The organism is Leucobacter luti (assembly GCF_050310065.1).
In the GTDB taxonomy this organism is placed as follows: Bacteria; Actinomycetota; Actinomycetes; order Actinomycetales; family Microbacteriaceae; genus Leucobacter; species Leucobacter luti_B.
On the sequence record NZ_CP190007.1, the window covers coordinates 628,897 to 647,730 of the forward strand.

General features: G+C 72.3%; 8 protein-coding genes and 1 tRNA gene. 6 read left to right on the forward strand and 3 right to left on the reverse strand.

The genetic code is table 11. The features are described 5' to 3' along the window. The first annotated feature begins 48 nt into the window (after window positions 1-48). Window positions 49-9,207 carry an isopeptide-forming domain-containing fimbrial protein gene (locus ACOPJ3_RS02865; RefSeq protein ID WP_427870326.1) on the forward strand — a complete coding sequence of 3,053 codons (9,159 nt, stop codon included), beginning with the start codon at window positions 49-51 and terminating at the stop codon, window positions 9,205-9,207. Window positions 9,208-9,260: 53 nt separating this feature from the next. On the opposite strand, the gene ACOPJ3_RS02870 is transcribed toward ACOPJ3_RS02865, so the two are convergent. Next, on the reverse strand, window positions 9,261-10,229 hold the full coding sequence (locus tag ACOPJ3_RS02870) for a CPBP family intramembrane glutamic endopeptidase (protein WP_427870327.1): 969 nt from the start codon (window positions 10,227-10,229) through the stop codon (window positions 9,261-9,263). A 545-nt stretch (window positions 10,230-10,774) separates the two neighbouring features. After that, entirely contained in the window at window positions 10,775-11,149 is a 375-nt protein-coding gene (locus tag ACOPJ3_RS02875) for an RNA-binding S4 domain-containing protein (RefSeq protein ID WP_427870328.1), read from the reverse strand. 82 nt (window positions 11,150-11,231) lie between these two features. Here ACOPJ3_RS02875 and ACOPJ3_RS02880 point away from each other — a divergent pair, with 82 nt between their 5' ends. From ACOPJ3_RS02880 to ACOPJ3_RS02900, 5 genes are all read left to right on the forward strand, one after another. Beyond that, complete coding sequence (locus tag ACOPJ3_RS02880; RefSeq protein WP_427870329.1) at window positions 11,232-11,864, forward strand: YigZ family protein; 633 nt, start codon at window positions 11,232-11,234, stop codon at window positions 11,862-11,864. 104 nt (window positions 11,865-11,968) lie between these two features. Further along, entirely contained in the window at window positions 11,969-13,114 is a 1,146-nt protein-coding gene (locus tag ACOPJ3_RS02885) for a DNA polymerase III subunit delta' (protein ID WP_427870330.1), read from the forward strand. A 14-nt stretch (window positions 13,115-13,128) separates the two neighbouring features. Continuing rightward, window positions 13,129-14,706 (forward strand): alpha/beta hydrolase, encoded by a 1,578-nt coding sequence (locus ACOPJ3_RS02890; protein ID WP_427870331.1) that lies wholly within the window; start codon window positions 13,129-13,131, stop codon window positions 14,704-14,706. A gap of 92 nt (window positions 14,707-14,798) precedes the next feature. Next, window positions 14,799-14,871 (forward strand) — tRNA-Thr (locus ACOPJ3_RS02895). A gap of 889 nt (window positions 14,872-15,760) precedes the next feature. Next, a complete protein-coding gene (locus tag ACOPJ3_RS02900; RefSeq protein ID WP_427870332.1) occupies window positions 15,761-16,876 on the forward strand; it encodes an acyltransferase family protein in 1,116 nt (371 codons plus the stop codon). Here the strand turns inward: ACOPJ3_RS02900 and ACOPJ3_RS02905 are convergent. Then, window positions 16,873-18,816 carry an ABC transporter ATP-binding protein gene (locus tag ACOPJ3_RS02905; protein ID WP_427870333.1) on the reverse strand — a complete coding sequence of 648 codons (1,944 nt, stop codon included), beginning with the start codon at window positions 18,814-18,816 and terminating at the stop codon, window positions 16,873-16,875. The two genes, ACOPJ3_RS02900 and ACOPJ3_RS02905, sit on opposite strands and share 4 nt — an antisense overlap. Window positions 18,817-18,834: the final 18 nt, after the last annotated feature.

Consider the following 18,834-nt stretch of genomic DNA (forward strand, 5'->3'; position numbering starts at 1 on the left):
AGGGGGAACCCGCTCGATTGCGCTGTCATCTATTGGGGGAAGTGACAGATGTCGCACAGTGCTGCTTTGCAGGTTTCGGGGAATGGCTGGAGGCGGGTCCGATCGTGGATCGCCGGGACGGCGGTCGGCGCGATCGTCGCCGGATCGCTCGTCGCGGTCGGGGTCGGGGCGCAGCTCGCGTCCGCTGACCCGTGGGCGCCGAGCGTCGCGATCTCGCACGACGCCGAGAAGGGCTTCGTGCTCGCGGGCGAGGATCTGACGGTCGACGTCACGATCACGAACGAGAACGGCGGCAAGCAGTTCAACGCGGGGCTCACCGCGCTGCTGCCGGACTCCGTCGAGCTCGTGAGCAGCGGCCACTTCGGCGCGCCCAAGCGCTTCGGCGCCCTGAGCGTGCTGCCGAACAGCGCCCGCACGAACTCCACCGACTGCGAGGCGCAGGGCCTGATCCGCGCCTCCTCGCTCACGCCTCCCGGGCCCGCGAACCGCTGTGCCGTGCCCGAGGGCAAGCAGCTCTGGGTGTTCTCCGACGTCGACGATCTCCCGCAGGGCGCGTCGATCAGCTCCTCGATTGTGCTCCGCCCGAACGCGAGCGTGTACCCGGTCGGCACGCAGATCGACTTCCAGGCGAAGGCCTACACGAGCAGCGACCCCTCGCGGCTCCCCGTCTTCGACGGCTCCCCGGGCAAGTCGAAGTCCAGCGCGCACACCTCCGGCACGGGCGTCGACGCCGACGCGACGCCGATCCCGGTGCAGGCGATCCGCGTCACGAAGTCGGAGCCGAGCCCCGAGGATGAGCTTCTCCGCGGCGCGCACGACCACCCCACGACCTACACGATCAGGATCGAGAATTCGGGCGAGGCCCCCACGGGCGGCGTCACCGTCGTCGACTACCTCCCCGCCGGCCTCGAGTACCTCGGCGTCACGGGCGGCGACCAGTCGCGGGGCGGCGAGGAGTACCCCGGATCCGGGCCCATCCCCGGCGCATGGACGCACGCGGGCGAGCGGGTCGAGACCGTCGAGCTCGGCGCGGCCGAGGCGGAGGCGCTCGGGCTCGCGGGCGCCGGTGTCTACACGAAGGTGACCTGGGTGCTCGCGGCGCCCCTCGCGGGCGGCACGCCGCAGGCCTTCCCCGGCACGGCCGGCACGACCGGCAGCTTCGAGTTCACCTACCAGGCCGCGATCCCGCTGTTCGAGAACACGATGTGGGGCGATCCGGCTCCGAATCCCGATTCTGCAGCACAGGCCGCGAATCTGGACAACAACACGGGCGCATCGACCCGCCACGGCAGCACCGATGCCGCGAGCCCTGAGCACGCGCAGACGCTCGTGAACGGCGTCGTCGCGACCGGCCGCTACGAGGGCGCCGTCGCGAACGGCGACGAGGCGCTCCGCGCGGTCTCGGACGCCGACACCGAGCTCGTCGAGGCCGTCGACATCCACGTCGTGAAGCGCGTCGAGACCGGGGCATTCACCGTCGGCAAGCTCGCAAGCTACGGCCTCGACGTGCGCGTCGGCGAGTACGTCGACGCGCAGGACGTGCTCCTCACCGACACGGTGCCGAACGGTCTCTGCCCCGCCTTCCCCGCGGTGGGCTCCGGATCCGGATCCACACCGAAGCTCACGATCCGCACGGCTTCCGGCGTCCAGGATCTGACCTCTGATCCCGCGGCCTGGAGCGCGCAGCTCGGCGACCCCGCCTGTGCCTACCCGAGCACGCAGCCCGGCGCGAGCGTCGCGGGCGCCGAGGTGCGTTCGATCGAGTACCGCGCTGCCACGGGCGAGTTCGTCGTGGTCTTCGCGACGGACGCGATCCCGGCGAACGGCACGGCCGGCGTCGGATACACCCTGTTCCAGCGCGCGAACTACGCGGGCGACAAGGGAGCGACGAGCTCCGGTGACTCGCTCACGAACACCGTCAAGATCGCCGCGAAAACGACCCCGGTCGACGCGATCGCGAACGACCCCGAGCTCGCGGAGCAGGTCGGCGGCGAGTACTTCCCGGCCGACGACTCGGCGGCGACTGTCGTGTCCGACACCTCTGAGCTTACGAAGACCGTGCTGAAGCGCGGCGCCTCGCTCGCGGGAGCAACCGCGGGCGACTGGGAGAAGGTCTCCTCGACCCCGTTCTCCGCGGGCGACCGGATCTGGTACCGCCTGCAGGTCCCGTTCGCGGAGGGAATCGACGTCCGCAACCCGATCCTCGAGGACTACCTCCCCGAGGGCGTCGAGTTCGTGAGCGCGAGCTACGCCTTCTCCGGGATTCCGGGCTTCGCCAACGTGCCCGAGTCGGCCCCGATCCAGCGCTCCACGGGCGCAGCATTCCCCGCGGCCCTGATCCCGGCCCCGGTCGGCACGCCCGCGGCGGATCCGACGCACCTCGCGTGGAACCTCGGCCAGCGCCTCGAAACGGGCAGCACGGACCGCTTCATGCCGGAGAGCAGCCGGATCGCGGTCTTCGTCGAGGGTCGCGTAACCGGCCTCTCCGCGTCGAAGGACGACGTCGACAGCCCCGCGAACCACGCGAAGTACCAGCAGGTCAACGTCGACGGCGACGTGTCCTTCCTGCGTGACCAGGCGTCGAGCCCGCTCGACTGGGGAGCGACCCTGAAGAAGGGCATCAAGACCAACACGCACGATGGCGGCAGTACGGACCGTGCCTTCGGCAACGGCGGCACGAACGAGGCCGTCGTGCAGGGCGACACGGTGACCTACCGGATCGACGTCACGGCGCCGCAGAACGCGACGACCGACTACGTGATCTGGGATCAGCTCCCGGCCGGCGTGCGCGCGGCCGACATCGTGACGGGCAGCGAGACCGCCGCACGCTACGACGGCGGCGCCGAGACCGCCATCCAGAAGCCCGGCTTCGAGGTGCACGCCTACGACCCGGGCCAGCCGATGCCGGCTGGAGCCCCGACGCCCACCGCGAGCGACCGCACGATCGTGGCCTGGAAGGTCTCGGCGGCGATCCCGGGCAGCACTGCTGCCGCTACGGGCGTCCCGGCCGTGACCCGCGGGTTCACGCTCGGCTACACGCTGCGCGTGCCTGACGGCGCGGCGGGCGGCGCGGCGGGCGGGCCGGCGGCCCAGCTCACGCAGAGCTACGAGAACACCGCGGCGATCGTGAGCTACGGGATCCCGAGCAACGGCTCCGGCGAGACCTCGACGATCGTGCCGCAGCGCCCCGGTTCGGGTGGCCAGGTCATCACCGACCGCACCCCGGGCGACGGCGAGTTCGCGCACCCCGATACCGACACCTACGGCTCCGCCGAGGTGCACCTGCCCGGCGTGACGCTCGACAAGCGCCTGATCAGCACGGAAGTTGCGCCCTCCAGTGACCCGCTCAACTCGTCGGTCACGACGGGGGCGGCCGCCTCGCGTCCCGACGACGCGGTCGTGCCGGGTGAGCTCGCGACGTTCGAGTACGCGGTCACGATCCCGGCGCACACGACCGTGCGCGGCGCCGTGCTCGCCGATCAGGGTCGCTTCGCCTTCGCGGGCGGCAAGTCGATCGCCTACAGCTACGTGCCGGGCAGCGCGAAGTTCTTCGACGAGACGGGCGCCGACATCACGGCGGCCTGCTCGGCCGAGACCTCGAGCGACCGCTTCCGCTGCGCCGAGACCGCGGGAGCGCAGCACGGCGTGCTCAGCTTCCCCGCGAGCTACGACAACGCGACGAACGCGGACCAGACGTTCAAGGCCCGGATCACCGTGTTCGTGCCGAAGACGACAAACCCGGCGGTGACGCCCGTCCCGACGAAGCTCACGAACACCGCGACCTTCGCGCACCCGAAGCCGGGCGCGCCTGGCGAGACGGTGACCGTCAGGGACACCGCTGACGCGCACTACACGGCGCCGCAGCCCGCGATCAGGAAGGCCATCACGGGCCCGAGCGAGGTCGGCCCGGACGGCCGCGTGAGCTACACGCTCACCGCCTCGAATCAGACGGGGCGCCCCGCGCTCTATGACTCGGTGCTGCTCGACTGCGTGCCGGCCGAGATCGGCGTCGACGCCGCGACGCTGTCGCCGTCCGCGGGCACGGCCGAGCTCGTCCCGGGCGAGACGTGCGCGTTCGCGAACGGCAAGGTCGTTCGCGGCCAGGGCACGGGATCTCTGATCGAATGGAAGATCGGCCGCATCGACGCCGGATCGCCGCAGACGTTCAGCTACGCAGGCGTCGTGACGGGCACCGCGGGCGGCGGCTCGAGCTACCGCAACCACGCGACCCTCACGGGCTACTCGCTCCCGGCGCAGGTCGACGGGCAGAGCACGACCGACCGTCGCGCCGAGTACGCGGTGAGCGCGAACGCGACCGTCACGGTCGCGAACGCCGGGATCGCGAAGTCGGTGAACAAGCCGACGGCCGCCGTCGGCGAGACCGTCGAGTACACCGTGAAGGCGAGCTTCCCCGCGAACGCGAACTACTACGACGTGAAGGTCACGGACCGGCTGCCGAAGGGCGTCGAGTTCGTGCGCGCCACGGGCACCACGGTCGACTGGGCCGACCTCCCAGCCGCAGAGCGGCCGAGCGTCGTCGCGGCCGCGCCGCGGGGCACGGTCGCCGCGGGTCAGACGCTGAGCTGGACCCTCGATCCCGGCGACGTCGCGACCTCCTCGAAGCCGCGGAGCATCACGCTCACCTTCGAGGCCCGGATCACCGACGCGATCGCCTCGAACGGACTCCTCAACACGGCCCTCCTCGACTGGAACCGCGTCGACGGCGGGGATCCCGCGCCGACGAAGACGAGCACCGCGACCACGACCGTGCAGCACCCGCAGGTGCAGATCTCGAAGCTCGTGAACGACGCGGCGGAGTACCGCGCGAACCCGGGCGGCGAGTTCCCCTACTCGATCGCGCTCACGAACACCGGGGCCGTCGCCGCGCACCACACCCGGGTGACGGACGCGGTTCCCGCAGGCATCGTCGTCGACCCCGCGAGCATCTCGCACGGCGGCCAGCTCTCGGCGGACGGCCGCACGATCACCTGGGAGAACCTCCCGGTCATCGATCCGGCGTCCGGATCCGGCGCCAACAAGCGCGTCGTGCTGAGCTACACGGCGAGCTTCGCGGACTCCGCGAGCCTCGACCCCGCGGCCTCGGCCGCAGGCGTCGGCGCCTGGCTCACGAACGTCGCGAAGGTCGACCGCTACGAGTCGTGGCCGAGCGGCGGCAGGGTGACCGAGCCGGGCACGGGCGGCGTCCCGCCCGTGACGAGCTCGGCGAAGGCCGCGCCGCTCTTCCCGCGCGTCGCGCTCCTGAAGGAGGTCGTCGGCGACTCGCTCGCGCACGTCGGCGAGGCCTTCACTTGGCGCCTCACCGCGACGAACGCGGGAGCAGGCGACGCCCACACCGTGACGATGACCGACACGCTGCCCCCGCACTGGGAGTACGTGGACGGCTCGGCGCAGGTCTCGATCTCGGGCGGCGCCGCCACCCAGATTGAGCCGGCCGTCGACGCCGCCGCGGGAACGCTCACCTGGTCGCTCGCGGGCGACGCTGGGGCCGCCCTCCTCGGCGGCACGGGCGCGAGCGGCGCGCTCGCGGGCGGCACGGCCGTGATCACCTTCCAGGCGATCCCGACCGCGGCCGCGGCGACCGACGCCTCGGGCCAGCTCGTGCGCGTGCACACCAACACGCTCGGCGCCGTGACGACCGACCCCACGGGGGAGAGCGTCCCGAGCTTCACGGGCGACGACAGCGCGGCCGAGGCCGAGCTCGCGGCAGGCGATCTCGGGATCGTGAAGTCGCGCGTCGGCGGCGCCGATGCGGCGCCCATGCACGCCGGCACCGAGGGGGCGGCGTGGTCCATCGTGGTCACGAACCACGGGCCGGACACCGCCGAGGGCCCGATCACGGTGCGCGACACGACGGGCGCCCTGCCCGCTGGCATCGTCGTGACGGGCGCGGTCGGCGACGGCTGGAGCTGCGCGGCCCCGAGCCGTGCGGCGAACGGCGCGACGACGATCGACTGCGCGCGCGTCACGGCTGACGAGTCGCTCGCGAACGGCGCCTCGTTCCCCGCGATCACGGTGTCGGTGCGGATCGCGGCCGATCAGGCGGCGACGACGGTCGGCAACACGGCTAAGGTGACCCCCGGCCGCACGGTCGACCTGGTCCCGGAGAACAACACGTCGACCTCGACCCTCGAGACCGACGCGGCCGCCGACCTCGCGATCGTGAAGTCCCTGAACACGGCCGCCCCGAACGCGGGCGCCGCGATCTCGTGGCAGCTCACGCCGTCGAACCTCGGTCCCTCGGTCTCCGCGAGCACCGACGCGAAGCCGGTGACCATCACCGACCGCGTGCCCGCGGGCGTCTCGAACGTCACGTTCGCCGACGCGACCGGGACCTGGTCCGCGACAGCTCCCGCGGGTGGCTGGAGCGCGGGCGACACGATCACGTGGCGCTACACGGGGGTGAGCGCGCCCGTCGGGGCGCTCCCCGCGATCCTCCTGACGGGCACGATCGACGCCGACTTCGCGGGTGGGGAGATCGCCAACACGGCGGTCATCGCCCCGGGTGAGACCCCGGATCCGGACGAGGACAACAACACCTCGACGGTGACGACGACCCCGGCGAAGGACACGGCGCTCGCCGTGGCGAAGACGCGCGTGGTGCTCGTCGACGGCGTCTGGGTGCCCGCGGCCGCGGATCACCGCGTGACCTGGGGCGAGCCCGTTTCCTACCGGGTGACGGTCACGAACCTCGGGCCCGCCGTCGCGCACGGCGTGAGCGTCGTCGACGAGACCCCGGCCGGGCTCTCGGGCGCGCGGCACGTCGACGAGCGCGGCACCTGGACGCTCACGCCCGGCGGCCAGAACGCCGCGGGCGAGTCCGACGCCAGCTGGGACACCTTCGCGCTCGGCGGCCCGCTCCTCGTGGGCTCCGCGAACGCGGGATCCTTCATCGTGACCTACGACACGGACGCCGCGCGTCCCGCCGAAGCAGGCATCACGAACTGGGTCGAGGCCACGGCCGACAACGCGCCCGATCCGGTGCGGGATCCGGACTCGACCGAGTCGAACAGGATCGCCGACCTCGGCGTCGTGAAGTCCCACACGGGCGACGCGGTCGCGGGCGGGACCCTCGACTACACGATCGTCGCGACGAACCACGGCCCGAGCGTCGCGGACGGCGAGATCGTCGTCGGCGACCTGCTGCCGGCCGGTTTCAGCTACGTGACGGGCAGCGCGCGGGTGGCCGTCTCGGGCGGCACGGCGGTCGCGGCCGAGCCGACGGTCGCGGGTCAGCAGCTCAGCTGGACCGCGGTCGCGGACGGCGCGACCCTCGCGCCCGGCGAGACGATCGTCATCACGCTCACGACCGCGATTGACGCCGGCGTGCCGGCGCAGCAGCGCCTCGTGAACACGGCGACCGTAGAGCAGCCCTACGACCCGAGCGATCCGAGCAAGTCGACGGATCCCGATCCGAGCAACAACACGGACGACGACGAGACCGACGTGCGCACAAGCGCCGACGTCACGATCGAGAAGACCGTGCTCGGCGCCGCGGGCGACTGGGTCGCGGGCGGCCAGGTGAGCTACTCGCTCACGGTGCTGAACGCCGGCCCCTCCGAGGTGCCGACGCGCGTCACCGACGTGCTGCCGGCCGGCCTCACGCTCGCCTCGATCTCCGGGGCCGAGTGGAGCTGCGACGCGGTGACCGCGGGCGACACCACCGGCGTGTGCGAGTTCTCGGCGAACGGCGGAAACATGCCCGTCGGGATCCCGAGCACGATCGACGTGGTCGCGAACCTGTCGGCCTCCGTGCCCGAGGGCACCGAGCTCGTCAACACCGCGACCGTGACGTGGGTCGACAGCGACGGCCCCGGCAGCGACGAGGACACCGCCGCGATCACCGTGACCGCGCTCGCCGACCTCGGCATCGAGAAGTCGGTCGCGGCCCCCGCCGACGGCCCCGCCGTCGCGGGCGAGACCGCCGCGTACCGCCTCGCGGTCACGAACCACGGCTCGAGCGACGCGGTCGCCCCCGTCACCGTCGTCGACACGCTGCCCGCCGGGCTGACGTTCGACGAGACGGCGTGGGCCGCGGGCGGCGCCTGGGACGCGGAGGTGGATCCCGCCGATCCGCAGCGCGTGACCTTCACGCTCGCCGGCGGCCTCGGGCTCGCGGCAGGCGCCGAGGCGCCCGCGATCGAGTTCGGCGTGCGGCTCGATCCCGCGCTCGCGGCGACATCCTCCGAGGCCGATCCGGTCGTCCCCGCGCTCGTGAACCGGGCCGCCGTCTCCTCGGGGACGACGGATCCGAACCCCGAGAACGACGAGGACGAGGCCGCCATCGACGTGATCCGCGAGGTCGACCTCGCGATCGCGAAGAGCCACGACCCCGCCGCCGTGCGGGTGGGCGACGAACTGCCGTTCTCGCTCGTGGTCACGAACGCCGGGCCGTCGGTCGCCACGGGGATCACCGTGACCGACACGGTTCCCGCGGGCCTCGAGGTGCTGAGCGCCGCGGGCGACACCGCGGACGGCTGGACGATCGACTCCGTCACGGTGGGCGATTCGCGCGAGACCGTGGTGGTCGCGAGCCGCGACGCGGCCGAGGAGCTGGCCCCCGGCGACGCGCTTCCCGCGCTCACCGTGCTCACGCGCGTCGAGCCCGCCGCCTACCCGGCCGTGACGAACGTCGCGACCGTGACCGGCACCGAGCCCGACCGCGACGAGACGAACAACGAGGCGAGCGACGAGGTCGCCGTGCCCGCGATGGTCACGCTCGTGACCGAGAAGCGCGCGGTCGGCGAGTTCAAGGTCGGCGAGCGCGGCACCTACCGCATCACCGTCATGAACACGGGCCCGACGGCCGATCCCGGCCCGATCACCGTGACCGACGCGCTGCCGGCCGGCCTGAGCTTCGCCTCGTCGCCTGATCAGGGAGTCGTCGTGCGCGGAGGCGTCGTCACGTGGACGCTCGAGGACGGCCTCGCCGTCGACGAGGCCGCGATCCTGACCCTCGTGGTGCACGTCGGCCAGGGAGCGTACCCGAGCGTCACGAACACCGTCACCGTCGACTCGCCCGCCGAGAAGACGCCCGAGTCGAAGCTCACTGACTCGGCGACGGTCACGGTCGTCGCGGCCGATCCGCTCGCCCTCACGGGCGGAGATCGCCTCGCGTTCGGCGCGGTGCTCGCGCTCCTCGCGCTCCTCGCCGGCGCGGCGCTCGTGCTCAGGAGGCGCAGGGCGTAGGGGGTTGAGTTGCGTTGCGGCCGCGCGCACCCGCCAGCCGGGTGCGCGCGCCGCTAGCGCAGCGTCTTCGCTGAGCCGCGGCCCAGGATCCCGATCCCGAACAGCACGAGGATCGCGGCGCCCATCACGATCCAGCCGGGCGCCCCGAGCAGGGTGGCGACCGCGGGATCCGGCTCCTTCGGCATCCAGATGAAGGTCATGGTCGTGACCGCGTTGAGCGCGCCGTGGCCCGCGGCCGCAGGCCACGCGTTGCGGGTCCAGTAGCGCGACCACTGCAGCAGCACGCCGACGAAGAGGGTGAAGCCGCACATCCAGGCCAGCCCCTCGAGGTTCGGCCGCATGAAGTTGTAGCCGAGCAGGATGATGGGCGCGTGCCACACACCCCAGATCACGCCGGAGATGAGGGCGGATCGCCAGAAGCCGAGCGGGGCGAGCGCCGTCGTCAGGAAGCCGCGCCAGCCGAGCTCCTCGCCGAACGCCGATATCGTCGCGATGATGATCGTGATCGGGAGCGTCGCGAAGCTGATGATCAGGCCCTGCTCCACCGACACCCCCGCCGGGATGAGCGCCGCGAAGCTCGTCATCGCCCAGTCGGGCTCCACCCAGCCGAGCGCCGCGGCGACGAAGAACGCGGCGAAGCCGAGCGCCAGCCAGATCACCGGCCACAGCAGAAACAGCGCAATCTTCTTCCCGACCGGGCGAAACGGGATCAGCCCGAGGTAGCGCGCCTTGTGGCTCGGGCGCACCACGAAGAATACGCAGACGAGAGCCGCGATAGTCGGGGTGTACATCATGCCGAGGAGCGACACCGTGAAGAACGGCGACTCGAGGCCGTCGCCGAGCCAGAGCGGCAGGGTCGCGGCCCAGGCGAGCCCGCAGGCGAGCACCGTGTAGAGCGCGACGGCGCCCCACGGGACCCGCTTCGGGATCACGTCGGGCTCCGGGGCGTGCGCGAGGTGGCGGGTGTGAGCCGCGTTGACCGTGTTATCCGTGTTGACCGGGGGTTCGAGCTTCTCTTCCATGCCTTCAGCCTCCCGTCGCACGCCCGCCGCGTCATCCCCCGACCGGCTGAACCTGCTCCGCCGCGCGGATGAGTTGGGCGCCCGCGCCCGCCCGCCCGCCCGCGCCTCCCGCTCGCCCGGGCCCGCCCGCCGAGTCGCCCACGCCCGCCCGCCGAGTCGGCCCAAAGGCCCCTTTCAGGCCCACGAAAGGGGCTTTACGGCCGACTCGATCCCGCGAATGGGGCTTTACGGCCGACTCGATCCCGCGAATGGGGCTTTACGGCCGACTCGAGGTGCGCGCGCACCCCCGCATGCCCCGAGTTACCCGCGCACTCGCGCCTCCCGACACGAGCCCCGCATCTGCGCTCCCGCCCGCCGAGACGCCCACTCCCGCCCGCCGAGTCGGCCCAAAGGCCCCTTTCAATCCCGCGAAAGGGGCCTTTCGGCCGACTCGATCCCGCGAATGGGGCCTTACCGCCGACTCGGCGTGCCCGCGCACCCCGCGCATCCCGCGCACCCCGCGCGGGCCTGAGTCCCCGCCCAGGATCCGGATCCCGAAGCCAGCCCTACTCCGCGCGCCCGCGCAGCCGGTCGATCTCGCGGCGCTCGCGTTTCGTGGGGCGCCCGGCGCCCCGATCCCGCACGATCGCAGCGGGCCGCTCGACGCGCGGCGGTGGGGGAGGGGTGAGGTCCTCGAAGTGCTTGGCGGCCTCCTCGGCGCTGCCACGCCTGGTGGGAAGCCCGGTCACACGGTAGATCTTGTCGAAGCCGTGGAGGCGCACCCTGACCTCGTCGCCGAGCCGCACGGGCTGCGCGGCTTTCGCCGCAGCACCGTTCACGCGTACGTGCCCGGCGCGGCACGACGCCGTCGCCTGGCTGCGCGTCTTCGCGAGGCGCACGCCCCAGACCCACGCGTCAACTCGCACTGATCCTTCGCCCACGATCCGATGCTACCCCGGCGCGATAACTCCCTCGCGGCGGATCCCGAGCGACAAGCCCCCCGCGGGCTGAGAGGATGGAGGCATGAGTGCCGAGTACCTCACGATCGCGGGGCCCGTCGACGCCGAGCTCGAGATCTCGCGCTCGCGCTTCCTGGCCCGGATCGAGCGCGTCGAGGACGAGGCCGCCGCACGTGAGGTCATCGCCCGGATCAGGGCCGAACACCCTCGCGCCCGCCACCACTGCTCGGCGTTCGTGCTCGGCAGCGACGGCCGCGTGCAGCGCTCGAACGACGACGGCGAGCCGAGCGGCACCGCGGGCGCCCCCATGCTCGACGTCCTCACCTCGGCCGGGCTGAGCGACGTCGTTGCTGTCGTCACCAGGTATTTTGGCGGCGTGCTGCTTGGTGCCGGCGGCCTCACGCGGGCGTACCGTGCGGCCGTCGCCGAGGGGCTTGCGACCGTGCCGAGGGTCCGCCGCGGCGTGCGCCGCGAGCTCACCGTGACCGCGGCCTACGACGTCGCCCCGCAGATCGAGGCCGAGGCGCGCCGCCGCGGCTATGACGTCGTCGGCGCGGAGTACGGGGAGCACGTCGCCCAGTGCTTCGCGGTCCCCGAGGAGGAGACCGGCGCGCTCGCGGCGCTCGCCGCCGAGGTGAGCGCGGGGGCGGCCGAGGTGCGGCCGGGCCCCGCGTGCTACGTCGACCTCGCTGACTGACGAGACGCGGCGGCCGGATCCGGATCCCGCCCCGGATCGGGATCCCGCGCCGGATCCCGCCGCCGCACCGACTGCTTGTCAGTGGTCCGCGGTACGCTTGCCGGGTGGATTATTGGGGCGAAATCGTCGGCCAGCCTGAGGCCGTTGGCACGCTGCAGCGGGCCTCCGAGCCGGGTGCTGCCACCGCGCACGCGTGGCTGATCACGGGCCCTCCTGGCTCCGGCCGCTCGAATCTCGCGTACCGCTTCGCCGGCGCGCTCATCGCGCGCGACGCCGAGGAGCGGGGCGCGGTGTGGGATCTCGTGAACGCGCGCACGCACCCGGATCTTGGCGTGCTCACCACGCAGAAACTCCTGATCGACATCAAGGCCGCGCGCGAGATCGTGACGACGGCCCACTACGCGCCCGCGGAGGGCCGCTACCGCGTCATCGTGATCGAGGACGCGGATCGGATGCCGGAGCGCACGTCGAATGTCCTGCTCAAGGCGCTCGAGGAGCCGCCGGAGCGCACGGTGTGGGTGCTGTGCGCGCCAAGCGAGGCCGACCTGCTGCCCACGATCCGCTCGCGCACGCGCTCGGTGCGGCTCGTGACGCCGAGCCCAGCGGAGATCGCCGGGCTCCTGCACGAGCGCGACGGCGTTGACCCGGTCGCGGCGGAGCGCGCGGCCCGGCTCGCGCAGAGCCACATCGGCATGGCCAGGCGCCTCGCGACGGACGCCGATGCGATGGCCCGCCGCGAGCGCACGATCACGACGGCGCTCGGGATCCAGACCCTCGGCGACGCCATGCGGGCGGCCGCCGCCCTCGCAAAAGTCGCGGAGGCCGATGCCGCGGCGCTCTCGGAGCAGCTCGACCAGCAGGAGCGCGACGACGCGCTCAGGAGCCTGGGGCTGCAGCCGGGCGCGGCGATCCCGCCCCAGATGAGGGGGCAACTCCGGGCGCTTGAAGAGGACCAGAAGCGGCGCGCTAAGCGGAGCCTGCGAGACGGCATCGACCGGATCCTGACCGACCTGCTCTCCCTGTACCGCGACGTGCTGCTCACCTCGCTCGGGGCGGAGGCTGAGCTCGTGAACCGGGAGGAGTCGCGCCGGATCACGGAGCTCGCCGAGCGGTGGAAGCCGCGGCAGGCGCTCGAGGTCGTCACGGCCGTCGAGACGGCGCGGGCCAGGCTCGGTCGCGGTATTACGCCGGGGCTCGTGCTCGAGGCAATGTTCTCCCGCCTGGTGGTTGCCTCCGAGGCCGGCGCGTGAGCGAGGCTGGGGCTGTGCTTCTGCCCGCTGGCCGTCGCCGCGGCGGCGCTCGCCGCCGTGTGCTCGCGGCCGTCGCGGGGTCCGCGGTGCTCGCGCTCGGCCTCTCCGGGTGCACCGCGTTCGCGGGCGCGCTGTCGGGCCTCGGCTTCGACGTCCCGCCCCAGTTGCCTGAGGAGCCGGCCGGCACCGTTGAAGGCTTCGGCGCGCAGGAGCCGATCTGGCTGCCCTGCGGCAGCGGGATGCAGTGCTCAGACATCTGGGCACCCCTCGACTGGGGCGATCCGGGCGGCGAGAAGATCACCTTGCGGCTCATCAAACACGAGGCGAGCGACGCCGAGCCGCTCGGCACGCTCTTCCTCAATCCTGGCGGGCCGGGCGCGTCCGGGGTCGAGTACCTCTCGGGCGGCGTCGAGTTCGCCGTGCAGGAAGACGTGCTGCAGAAATATGACGTGATCGGGTGGGATCCCCGGGGCGTCGGGCGCTCGACCCCCGTCGAGTGCCTCGACGCGAAGGGCATGGACGACTACCTCTTCGGCGACGACGAGACCGCGGACCTGGAGCAGGGAAGCCCCGCCTGGGTCTCGGCGGCCGAGGCGGAGACCCGCGAGTTCGGCGAGGCGTGCCTCGAGCGCACGGGCGATCTGCTCGGCCACGTCGACACGCTCTCGACGGTCCGCGACCTCGACATGCTGCGGGCGATCGTGGGGGACGAGAAGCTGAACTATCTCGGCTACTCCTACGGCACGAAGATCGGGGCGATGTACGCGGGGGAGTTCCCGGAGCGCGTCGGCCGCCTCGTGCTCGACGGCGCGATGGACCCCACCTCCACCCAGGGCGACGTCGTCTGGTACCAGACGCAGGGCTTCGAGCTCGCGCTCAGGGCCTACGTGACGGACTGCCTGGAGGGAGACGATTGCCCGTTCACGGGCTCGGTTGACGAGGCGATGGGCGAGATCAGCGAGCAGCTCACCCAGATCGAGAATCACCCGCTCAGGGGCTCGGACGGCAGACCGCTCACGGTCGGCACGATGCTCACCGCGATCATCACCCCGCTGTACTCCGAGAGCCGCTGGGACTACCTCGACCAGCTCTTCACCTCGGTCGCCGAGGGCAACGCCGACGTCGCGCTCGCCCTCGCGGATCTCTACTACGACCGGGAGAACGGGCGCTACCTCACGAACTCGACCGAGGCGTTCTCCGCGATCAACTGCCTCGACTACCCGGCTCCCGAGCTCGACATGGAGCAGGCGCGCGCCTCCGCCGACGAGCTCGCGAAGATTGCGCCCACGATCGGGCGTTATCAGGGCTACGGGGAGATCGGCTGCTACGGCTGGCCCATCGAATCCCACTCCCAGGCGGCGCCGATCACCGCTGCGGGCGCGGACCCCATCCTCGTGCTCGGCACCACGGGCGATCCCGCGACGCCGTACTCCTGGGCGGTGTCGCTCGCCGACCAGCTCGAGAGCGGCGTCCTCGTGACCCGCGTGGGCGAGGGCCACACCGCCTACGGCGAGAACGACTGCATCAACGACGTCGTCGACGACTACCTGCTCACGGGCGCGGTTCCCGCCTCGGATCCTCGCTGCGAGTGACCGCGCTTTCGCGCCCCGGGCCCACCGTGCACAAACGGGGCCCCGCGACGTGGTAAAGTATTTGCTTGTGCGCGGAAGCGATTCCGCGCCAGGCCGCCTTAGCTCAGTCGGTAGAGCGATTCACTCGTAATGAATAGGTCGCCGGTTCGATTCCGGCAGGCGGCTCCGACAGAATCGGGCCCGGGAAACCGGGCCCGATTCGCTTTTTGGGGGCGGCTCCGCGCCGCGCGCGGCCCCTCGCCCGCGCCCGCCCGCTCCCGCCCGCCGAGTCGGCCGTAAGGCCCCTTTCGCGCGCCTGATTGGGGCCTTTCGGCCCACTCGGCCCCGGGAATGGGGCCTTCCGGCCCACTCGAGGTGAAGGCCCAGATCTGGGGCATGGAGTTTGCACGTGTTTCGGGCCCGAATCCGGACCCGGATCCGGATCCTGGCCCCGAGCCCGAGCCCGAGCCCGAGCCCGCGCCCGAGCCCGCGCCTGAGCCTGAGCCCGAGCCTGAGCCCGAGCCCGTGCTCGCCCCGCGCCCGCACCGCCTGAGCCTAGCCCCACCCCTTAGCCCGCTTCTCGCCCTCTCCCGCCCGCCGAGTCGGCCGTAAGGCCCCTTTCACGGGCCTGATTGGGGCCTTACGGCCGACTCGGCCCCGGGAATGGGGCCTTTCGGCCCACTCGGGGTGGAGGCCCAAGATCTGGGGCTTTGAGTCTGTGTCCGTCTCGGGCCTGGATCCGGATCCGGATCCGGATCCTGGCCCCGCGTCTCCGCATGTGCCCGCGCCCGCGCCAGCCCCCACCAGAGCCCCGCCCTACCCGTATCCCGCTTCACGCCCCTTCTCGCTCGTCGAGTCGGCCGCAAAGCCCCTTTCGCGCGCCTGAATGGGGCTTTACGGCCGACTCGGCCCCGGGAATGGGGCCTTCCGGCCCTTTCGAGGGGAGGAGCCCGGGGCAGTCCCCGAGCCCGATCCGCCGATGGGAGCGGGCACAGGAGCAGGAGCAGGCGCAGGCGCAGGCGCAGGCGCAGGAGCGCGAGCGCACCGCCCCCGCCCCACCGCATAGGCTGTCAGCGTGACCACCACGCCCGGAATCCCTGCTCCCGCCGCAATGAAGCAGCGCGTCGCCACCTGGGACAACGCGCGGCTCGCGCTCATCGTGCTCGTCGTCATCGGCCACGCGATCTCGACGATCCGCACGCAGTCGGCCCTCGGCTTCGGCCTGTACGCCTACATCTATCTCTTCCACATGCCCGCGATGATCGCGCTCTCGGGCATGTTCTCGAGGCCGGAGACGAGTCCGAAGGCGATCCGCTCGACGGTCCAGCTCCTGATCACGTGGGGTGTCTGGGAAGCGATCTGGGCGCTCATCCACTTCTTTGTTGAGGGCAAGACGCCGGGCAAGAGCTTCATGGTGTCGCCGGCGTGGACGCTCTGGTTCCTCGTCTCGCTCGTGACGATGCGGATCCTGCTCCCGTATCTCGCACGGCTCAAGCACCCGCTCCTCGTGTCGATCGTGCTCGCGCTCGCCTCGGGGCTGTTTCCCGCGGTCGGGAGCGAGTTTTCGGCCTCGCGCACGCTGACGTTCCTGCCGTTCTTCGTCGCGGGCTGGCTCGCGCGCGAGCGCGGCTGGCTCGCCGGCGACTGGTTCACGCGGCCGACCGGGGGCGCGCGGGCCGCCGGCTGGGGCATCCTCGCGGCCGTCGCCGCGCTGTTCGTACTGTGGCCGAACCTCAAGCAGTACTGGCGCATCGACAAGTGGCTGACCTGGCGCGACGACTACCTCTGGCTCTTCGAGCACGCCACGCTCGGCGGCTGGAATCCAGGCGGCTCAGGAGCGGGCGGCTGGTTCGGGATCGCCGCGGCCGGCATCGGGGTCACGGCGCTCCTGCTCGTCGCGGCCGGCGCCATGACGCTCGCGATTCTCCTGGTCGTGCCGCGCGGCGGGGGCCGCCTCACGGTCTGGGGCTCCCGCACCCTCTACGTCTACCTGCTGCACGGCGTCGTGATCTGGGTGCTGCGCGGCACGGGCGTCATCGACTGGCTCGCGGGCACCGGCGCGCTCGGGATCCTGCTCATCGTGATCATGGCGCTCGGGATCACCGCGCTGCTGTCCATGAAGTGGGTGACGGTCGTGTTCAAGCCGATCATCGAGCCGAACGTGGGCTGGCTGCTGAAGCGGCAGGACTAGTCCCGGTCCTCCGCGACGAGCAGCTGGTGCTTCGCGAGCTCCCGGTAGAGCGGCGTCGACGCGACGAGCTCCTCGTGCGTGCCCTGGCCGACGACCCGGCCGTCCTCGAGTACCACGATGAGGTCGGAGTCGACCACGGTCGACAGCCGGTGCGCGATCACGATCAGGGTGCGCCCCGTCGACACCGAGTCGAGGGCCTCGCGCATGAGGCGCTCGTTCACGCCGTCAAGGCTCGCGGTCGACTCGTCCAGGAGCAGGATCGGCGGCGCCGTGAGGAGGGCGCGCGCGATCGCGAGGCGCTGCCGCTCGCCGCCGGAGAGCATGAGCCCGCTCTCGCCGACCTGCAACTCGAGGCCCGCGCGCACGCCGCGCTCGAGGAGGCCCCCGAGGTTCACGGCGCGGAGCACGCGCTCGCACGCGGCGTCGCTCGCATCCGGGGCCGCGAGCAGGAGATTTTCGCGCAGGGTACCGGCGAGCACGGGCGCGTCTTGCTCCACGTAGCCCATCTGGGCGCGGAGCTCGCCGCGGTCGAGCGTGCGGAGGTCGGCACCGTAGAGGGACACGGCGCCGGCGTCGGGATCGTAGAAGCGCTCGACGAGCCCGAGGATTGTCGACTTGCCTGCGCCGGACGGCCCGACGAGCGCGACGCGCGCCCCGCGCGGCACCTCGAACGTCACCCCGTGGAGCACGGGCGTCTCGATGAGCTCGGGCGGTGCGGCCTCCAGGTCGCGGCGGGATCCGCGGCCGGTCTTCACGAGCTCGCGCGCGTCGGCGCGCTCCGGGGCGGCCGAGCGGTAGGTGAAGTGGACGTCGTCGAACGCGATCGCCGGCCCGGCGGGCGCGGCCGCCTCGGCGAGCGGCACGATCCGGCCGACGGGGGAGCGCTCGGCGTCGCGCTCGGTCTCCGTCTCGAGGTTCGTGATCTCCTGGATCCGGCCGAGTGCGCCGAGCGCCTGGCCCACCGCCGCGATGGCGCCGAAGGCCTGTCCGAGGGGCATGACCATGAGGAACAGGAAGATGATGAAGGTGACGAGCTGCGCGATCGTGATCGCGCCCGTGGCCACCCGATAGCCGCCGAGGCCGAGCACCACGAGGAACGAGAGCTGCATCGCGAGGAAGGAGATGGGGACGATGAACGCCGAGATCCGCGCGACCTTCACGCCGAGCCGGAACGCCTCCTGCGCGTCAGCCTCGGTGGCGGCCTGCTCCCGCTGCGCCGCGCCCGCGGCGCGGATCGTCCGGATCGAGGAGATCGTGCGGTCGACCTGCGCGGCGAGGTCGCCGACCTTCTCCTGCGCCCGCGCGACGGCCGGCCGGATCTGGCTCGACACCGCCAGGACCACGACGAGCGCGATGACGATCACGCCGAAAGTGATCCCGAACAGGACAGCGTCGATCACGAGCATGCCGATGAGCGCTCCGAAGAAGACGAGCAGCCCGCTGATCGCCTCGACGAAGCCCTGCGTCAGCACGGCGCGCAGCAGCGTCGTGTCGCTGCCGACGCGCGAGACGAGGTCGCCCGTGCGGCGGCGGTCGAACTGGGAGATCGGCAGGTGCAGGATCCGGGCGATGAGCTGGCGCCGGCTCGAGAGCACGACACCCTCGCCCATGCGCTGCAGCGTGTAGTGCTGCAGGCCGCTCAGCACGGCGCCGAGGACGACGATCGCGGTGAGCGCAGCGAGGAGCGCGCCGAGCGGAGACCCCTCCTGGACCCGCGCGATGACCTGGCCGAGCAGGAGCGGCTGCGCGAGAGAGGCGGCGGCCGCGACGACGCCGAGGCCGAGCGCGAGGGCGAGCAGGCCGCGCTGCGCGAAGAGGTGCGGGATCAGCTCGCGGAGCGACGCCCGGGGCCCGCGCGGCGCGTCGCCGCGAGCCGCCCCGCGGCCGCGCCGCGCTCCCCGTCGCTTCGTGCCTGTATCCTCTGCAGTTCGCCCGGTCACGGCCCCACTCTAAGCCAC